General features: G+C 30.1%; 5 protein-coding genes. All 5 read left to right on the top strand.

Translation table 11 applies throughout. The features are described 5' to 3' along the window. Positions 1-369 precede the first annotated feature (369 nt). Complete coding sequence (locus K324_RS0110765; RefSeq protein ID WP_026749132.1) at positions 370-1,098, top strand: HAD family hydrolase; 729 nt, start codon at positions 370-372, stop codon at positions 1,096-1,098. A gap of 103 nt (positions 1,099-1,201) precedes the next feature. Next, positions 1,202-2,182, top strand: coding sequence for an NAD(P)-dependent oxidoreductase (locus K324_RS0110760; protein WP_026749131.1), 981 nt, complete (start codon positions 1,202-1,204; stop codon positions 2,180-2,182). A 119-nt stretch (positions 2,183-2,301) separates the two neighbouring features. Continuing rightward, positions 2,302-2,946 carry an HIRAN domain-containing protein gene (locus K324_RS0110755; RefSeq protein WP_026749130.1) on the top strand — a complete coding sequence of 215 codons (645 nt, stop codon included), beginning with the start codon at positions 2,302-2,304 and terminating at the stop codon, positions 2,944-2,946. 133 nt (positions 2,947-3,079) lie between these two features. Then, positions 3,080-3,517, top strand: a complete 438-nt coding sequence (locus K324_RS0110750) for a hypothetical protein (protein WP_021743260.1) — start codon at positions 3,080-3,082, stop codon at positions 3,515-3,517. A gap of 615 nt (positions 3,518-4,132) precedes the next feature. Then, positions 4,133-7,273 carry a DNA polymerase I gene (gene polA / locus K324_RS0110745; protein ID WP_026749129.1) on the top strand — a complete coding sequence of 1,047 codons (3,141 nt, stop codon included), beginning with the start codon at positions 4,133-4,135 and terminating at the stop codon, positions 7,271-7,273. The last annotated feature ends 83 nt before the right edge of the window (positions 7,274-7,356 follow it).

The following is a 7,356-nucleotide window of genomic DNA, read 5'->3' as shown; positions in this document are numbered from 1 at the left end:
ATATTAATTTTAATAGCACAATTTGTATTGTAAATAGTTGTAAAATTCCTTTGTAATTCAAAAGAAACATCATTTTAATAGCACAATTTGTATTGTAAATAAACCTTTCAAAAACTCCTGCCTTGCAATTACAGCTATTTTAATAGCACAATTTGTATTGTAAATTACATTTTACCCTTGACTATTGCAAGCATAATTTGTAAATTGTAAAATAATAATCAGTAAAATAGTTGTACTTTTGTTAATAAAGTAAGGCTATTTTTAGTTTACAAACATTTTTTCTTGTTTATTTTATTTGAAATTCTAAGAAAAATAGGTTAAAATATAATGATAAAAAGAATAGTAAAATTTAAGTAAGGGGGAATGCGGATGAAAAAAAATGTAGCAGCATTTTTTGATATAGATGGAACAATTTATAGGGATTCTTTGCTGATTGAACATTTCAAGATGCTTGTGCAGTATGAATATATTGATATGATGACTTGGGAAGGGAAGGTTAAGGAGAAATTTTCCAAGTGGGAAAACAGGACTGGGGATTATGACGACTATCTGGATGAGCTTGTGCAGACTTATATGGAGGCATTAAAGAATTTTAGCAAGGAGGATATGGATTTTATTGCTAAAAGAGTGATGAAACTCAAAGGGGACAAAGTTTACCGATATACACGTGAGAGGCTGAAATATCATAAGGAAAAAAATCATAAAGTTATAATTATCTCTGGGAGTCCAGATTTTCTAGTAAGTAAAATGGCTGAAAGATATGGAGTTAAGGATTACAGGGCATCTACTTATGAAGTTAATGAAAATGGGATTTTTACAGGAAAAGTGACTCCAATGTGGGATGCCAAGAGTAAACAGAAGGCAATAGCAGATTTTTGTAAAATGTACGAAATAGATTTGACAAAATCATATGCTTACGGAGATACAACAGGCGATCTGACAATGTTTAAAAACGTAGGGAACGCCATTGCCATAAATCCTGCTAAAAAATTATTGCAGAAAATAAAACGGGATAAGGAATTGAAAGAAAAAGTTATGATTGTTGTAGAAAGAAAAGATGTTATTTATAAACTGAAGGCGGATGTGGATATTATATAAATTGATATTAAACGAATATATTTTTCAATCAAAAAATATAATTTGATAAAAAAACTTTTTATAAATATGTAAAAATTAAATTAACTAAAGAGAGATGATAATTATGGATAAAAATTTAAAAATAGTTTATTTAGATAGAATTACGGCTGGGCCGATTGATTTGAAAGAAAGATTTTCTAAATACGGCGAATACATTGAGTATGGAGATACTGATTCTGGTGAGGTTGATGAGAGAATAAAAGATGTGGATGTTGTAATAACGACTAGGATAAAACTAGGAAGAGAGCAATTTGAAAAGGCTAAAAAACTTAAATTGATACTTATTACAGCGACAGGATTTAATCATATTGATGTGAAAAGTGCAAATGAGTTTGGGATAAAAGTGGCAAATGTTTCGGGGTATTCGACTAATTCCGTTGCACAACTTGCGATTACTTTTTTATTGAATGAATTGACGCCTGTTAATAGATATTATGAGGAAGTTAAGGATGGAAAATGGATGGATATTACTGTTCCTAATTATCAGAAATATCCGATAGATGATGCGAATGGAAAAATATTAGGAATTGTAGGATTTGGAAATATTGGTAAGAGAGTCGCTCAAGTCGCAGAGATATTGGGAATGGAAGTAATGGTTGCCAAGAATACTGAAAAAGATAATGCAAAAACTGACTCTGTAATTGAAAAAGGTGGATTTTTACGTTATGATTTGGATGAAGTGCTTGAAAAATGTGATGTTTTGACACTTCATGTCCCGCTGACTGATTCGACACGGAATCTTATAAATCTTGAAAAAATGAAAAAGATGAAAAAAAGTGCAATAATCTTAAATCTTGCAAGAGGGCCTGTTATAAATCAGGAAGACTTATATTTTGCACTAAAAAATAAAATAATAAAATCAGCAGCTATTGATGTTACAAATGTTGAGCCGATTGAAAAAAATTCTAAATTATTTGAGCTGGATAATATTTTAGTTACACCGCATATTGCTTGGAAATCTGAAAAAAGCATGGTAAAATTGATGGATGATGTTGAGGAAAATTTGAAATTGTTTCTTGAAGGAAGACTGGAAGGCTTGAAATAAGGGGAATTCACAAAATATTATACTAAACTGGTATTTTAAGTTTTTTTTATTCATAAAGGAAGAAAATTTATGTTTTTCATAAAAAGATTTTACTGGAAATGTGGAAGAGGTGAGTGATAGTGCTAATAAATAATTTTAGTGGGATAAAACTTGAGTTTGATGGACTTTATTATGGGGGGAATTATGAAATTGAAATTTTTCCTGATGGGAGATTTTATTATTCATATATTGAAAATACATCAGTCGAGCTGAAAAAAGGCTCTTTTCAGATTAATCAGAAGGAAATTATGATTTTTGAAGAAATGATGGATTATTTTGAACTTTTGAAAAATCAAAGCAATTATATGATAAATGAGTTTAATTTTGGAAATGGAGTTCTTGTTATTCATAAAAATAACGGACGTGAGGAAAAAATTCGGCTTGGCAAAGAAATGATGTTTGAATATGCAAAGACATTAATTGATAAGTATACAAAAAAATCAAAAAGACTCTTTTTACTGGACACTTATTTGGAAGGAGCCAAATATATCAGAAATTTTGCAATTAAAATTAAGGATGAAGTACAGCTGGATTTATTCCGTGAATTTAACGGAATCTCATTAAATGCAGTGGCTGTGTACAATTCCAAAAAGGAAAAAGTTGGATATTTGCCGAAAAATCAAAGTGAAATTATTGCAAGAATGATTGATGCCGGGAAAAAGTTTGTTGCGGTGCCAATTCCTTATGATGAGGATATAGCTCTTAAAATTTACCTTGTAGATTAATTAATAAAAAATTAAAAATTAATATTGACAAATGGATGTTTTTGATGTAAAATAATATCAGATAATTAAAATTAAATTAATTTAAAAATAGTACTATTATTTAATTGTCAAAAATAAAACAGGGGGAATAATTATGGGATTCAGATTGAGTGTAAAAGGGCAGGAAAATGAAATTTTACTTGATAAGGAAAGTATTCTGGATGTGAAATACATTTCTGAAACGCCTGATGACTCGAATGCGAGAGCAACAGACTTGGGAGTAATCTTGGAAATTCGTGGGAAAATACTGGCAGCAGCAAATGGAGATACAGAAGACGATACAAGAAAAGTAGCCCAATGGTCATTAGTACCATCAGAAGCAAGCGACGCCTACAGACAAGCCAGCCTTGAAATAATTTCAGCAGGACAGATGGTAAGAAAAATCGACATGACAAACGTATTTGTAGTTGATTATATTGAAGAATATGGAAATCAGGCTGGAACTGGAACTTTTTCACTAAAAATAAAACAGAAGAAGGAAAAAGTGAAGGAAGTGGCAATCGAAGGTGGATATGCAACACAGGAAGCCTAAATCGGAATTTTGAATAATTCTATATCAGAAATATGAAAAACATCTTTGAACTTTGGAAAATTTTTGTAAGTAAAATTACATGAAAAATAAAAATAATCTCTTTTTCTTGAAAGTGTATTTTAGGATTGGAGATTATTTTTTATTTGTAGATTCTATAATATATTGAGACAAATTTAAATGAGGTTTAATATGAGAACAGAATTACAAAATTAAGAGTTAATACTATTTTCCGTTTAAAGAATAGAAATCAGAAAATTTATGAAATTAAAGTCATTTTTTCTATTATATAATCTATGTAACTATTAAAATATTCTTTAATTAAATTTTATTATTAAATATTCATCTTAAAGACTTTTATAATTTTATTTATTAACAATAAACAGTTTTTCAAAATCTAAATAGAAATCCTTTATGTAAATACTTAAGAATTAAATTTGATTTCTTTAACAAAGTTATTAAATTATTCATTATAGAATTTTACTTCTATTTTTAAAATGGGGTTTAGTATAAGGTGCTAAATTCAAAAAAACACTTTGAGAAAAAATGCAAAAAATGGTAAAATATACAAATATAAATGTTGTAAAAATTAAAAAAAAGAAATGAGGAATAATTAAGTTGAAAAGAGCGGTTATATTGGATACAAGTGCGATTATGTATAGAAGTCATTTTGCATTAATGGGAATGAGAAATAGTAACGGAATGTCTACTGGAGCGACATTTGGGTTTATTAATACGCTGGAAAGTGTGATTAGGGAGTTTAGGCCTGATTATTTAGTGGCTTGTCTAGATGTGAAAAGAAGTGAGCTGGATAGAACTGGGGAGTTGGAAACGTATAAGGCACATAGGGAAAGTATGCCTGAAGAACTGGTTATGCAGATTGATACTATTATGAAGGTATTGGATGGGTATAGAATTCCGAAATATAAGAAGGCTGGGCAGGAAGCGGATGATGTTATTGCCACTTTTGCCACTAAATTTTCTAATGATGAAGATGAGCAGATTGAGGTCTTTGTAATAACTGGGGATAAGGATTTGGCACAGCTTGTAGATGGAAAAATTAACATTGCCTTGCTTGGAAAAGGAGATAAAAATTCTGCATTTAAACATATAAAGACTGATGAAGATGTAGTTGAATATTTGGGAGTTACGCCTGATAAGATTCCTGACTTGTTTGGACTTATGGGGGATAAGTCAGATGGGATTCCAGGAGTTGCTGGGATTGGGCCTAAAAATGGGGTAAAACTTATTACGACTTATGGAAATTTAGAAGGAATTTATGAAAATATTGATGAAATAAAGGGAAAACAGAAGGAAAAATTACTGAATGATAAGGAAAATGCCTTTATAAGCCGGGAACTTGCAACTGTGAAGCAAGAACTTGATATTGAATATGATAAAAAGAAATTGAAATTTGAGGAAAAGGATTTTGACAGTCTTTTGAAACTTTATGAAGAGCTTGATTTTAAAAGATTTTCTAAAGCTGTGGAAGAAGAAAAGGAAAGATTTTTGCAAAATGGAAACCAAAAGGAACTTACTGAAGAAGAAAAGCAAATTTTAGAAAAAAATAAAAAAATTGATGAAGAAAAATTGGAAAAAGAGAGACTTGAAAGAGAAAAAGTTGAAAAGCAGGAATTGGAGTATGATAAGGAAAATCCGATTTTTGATGGAATTTCACATTTTTATGAGCATGTGGAGTACGAACATAATTCAGAAATAGATAAAAAAATTGATGAAATTCAAGTTTTAAAGGAAAAATTGGCAATAGAATATGAGGCTCAGAAGAAAAAGGCAGAAGAGATTGCGTTAGAAAATCAGAAAACTGAAAAAACTAAAAAAATTAAAGATGAAAAAGTGTATTTTGAGAAAAATTATGGAAAAGTTGTGAGCTGGAGTGATGCTTATTCCGTGATTGAGAAAATGGATAAAAAAGTGGCTATTTTTGGAAATATGCTTGGACTTTCCATTTGTGATGAAAAAACGAATATTGTTCTTTTGGACAGTGAACTTCAGGATATTTTGCAAAATGGAAATCAAAAAAATGCAGAATCTGGAGTACAGATTAATTTGTTTAGTTTAAGTGATAATGCTAATGAGCAAAAAGATAATAAAAAAAATATTGAGAATATTTATAAATTATTGAGCAAAAAAGAAATTATCGCCTATAATGTGAAAGAGTATATGAAAAGTGGGGAAAGTGAGTATTTTGGATATTCTGTTGGCGGTAAAACTTATGGGATAAATAATGACAGGTTTGGAATAAAATGTACTGAATATTTTGATATTTTGCTTGCAAGATATGTACTTGGGACGGAAAGTTTGCAGGAAATCGAGGAAATAATTCTAGATGAGTTTGGTGTTGAGATTGCAACTTTTGAAGAACAGTTTAAGAAGGAACGAAGAAAGAAGGATTTTAGCGATGTTTCTGATGATGTGGTTTGTGAGTTTTTATCAAAGAGAACGTTTTTTATTTATAAATTGGAAATAATTTTTAGAAATAGATTACAAAATGAGCAGTTCTTAAATATATTTGACAAGCTGGAAAGTCGATTAATACCAGTATTGGCACAAATGGAGGAAACTGGAATAAAGATTGATAAAAAATATTTCAGTGAATTTCAGAATGAACTGGAAGAAAAGATAAATATGCTTCAAAATGATATTTATAAACTTGCTGATGGGGAATTTAATATTGATTCGCCACAACAATTAGGAGAAGTTTTGTTTGAAAAATTACAGATTCCATCAGGCAAAAAGACAAAAACTGGATATTCAACAAATGTGGAAGTTCTAGAAATGATTGCAAACAATGTAGAATTGACAGAAGACAAACGGATGATTGGGAAAAAGCTACTAGAATACAGGGCTTATAAGAAATTATTATCAACATACATTGAGCCAATTCCAAAGCTGGCAGATAAAGAGGATAGGATTCATACGACTTTTAACCAAAATGGGACATCTACTGGACGGCTTTCGTCAGCAAATCCAAATTTACAGAATATTCCAGTGAGAACAGATGATGGAATAAGGATTCGTACTGGTTTTGTAGCAAAGGAAGGACATAGTTTGATTTCATTTGACTATTCGCAAATTGAATTGAGAGTTCTAGCTGAATTGTCAAAAGATAGGCATTTAGTACAGGCGTATCAGGATAATCAGGATTTACATAACTTGACGGCAAGAAAGATATTTTTTAAAACCAAAGAAGATGAGATTTCACGGCATGAGAGAAGTATTGCAAAAGTAATTAATTTTAGTATCTTGTATGGAAAAACTCCGTTTGGGTTGTCAAAGGAACTGGGAATTACAGTTCAGGAGGCTTCGCAATATATTACGACGTATTTCGAGGAATATCCTAGAGTCAGAAAATTTTTGGATATTGTTACAGAAACGGCTAAACTTCACGGTTTTGTAGAAACTTTTTACGGTACGAGAAGATATATTAGCGGAATTAATGCTACAAATAAGAATGTACAGGCACAGGCTGTAAGAATGGCGGTAAATACTGTCGTTCAGGGAACAGCGGCAAATATTATAAAAAAAGTTATGATTGAACTTCATGAGGAGTTTAAAAATGATGAAAATATCAAAATGCTTCTTCAAGTTCACGATGAACTGATTTTTGAAGTTCGTGATGAATTTGCTAAGGAATACATGGAAAAAATTGAAAAAATTATGGAAAATACTGTTAAATTTAAGAAAGTTCCGTTAAAAGCTAATGGAAGTGTTGCTAAAAATTGGGGATTATTAAAGTAATAATATATTTTATATATGATAGAAATATATATTATATATTTGACTAATTGTTTTGAAATTGTTAGAATAATACTATATAAGGA

It is taken from the genome of Leptotrichia trevisanii DSM 22070 (assembly GCF_000482505.1).
GTDB lineage: Bacteria > Fusobacteriota > Fusobacteriia > Fusobacteriales > Leptotrichiaceae > Leptotrichia > Leptotrichia trevisanii.
Note: the sequence above shows the minus strand (reverse complement) of the source record. Positions and strands in the feature narration are given on the sequence as shown.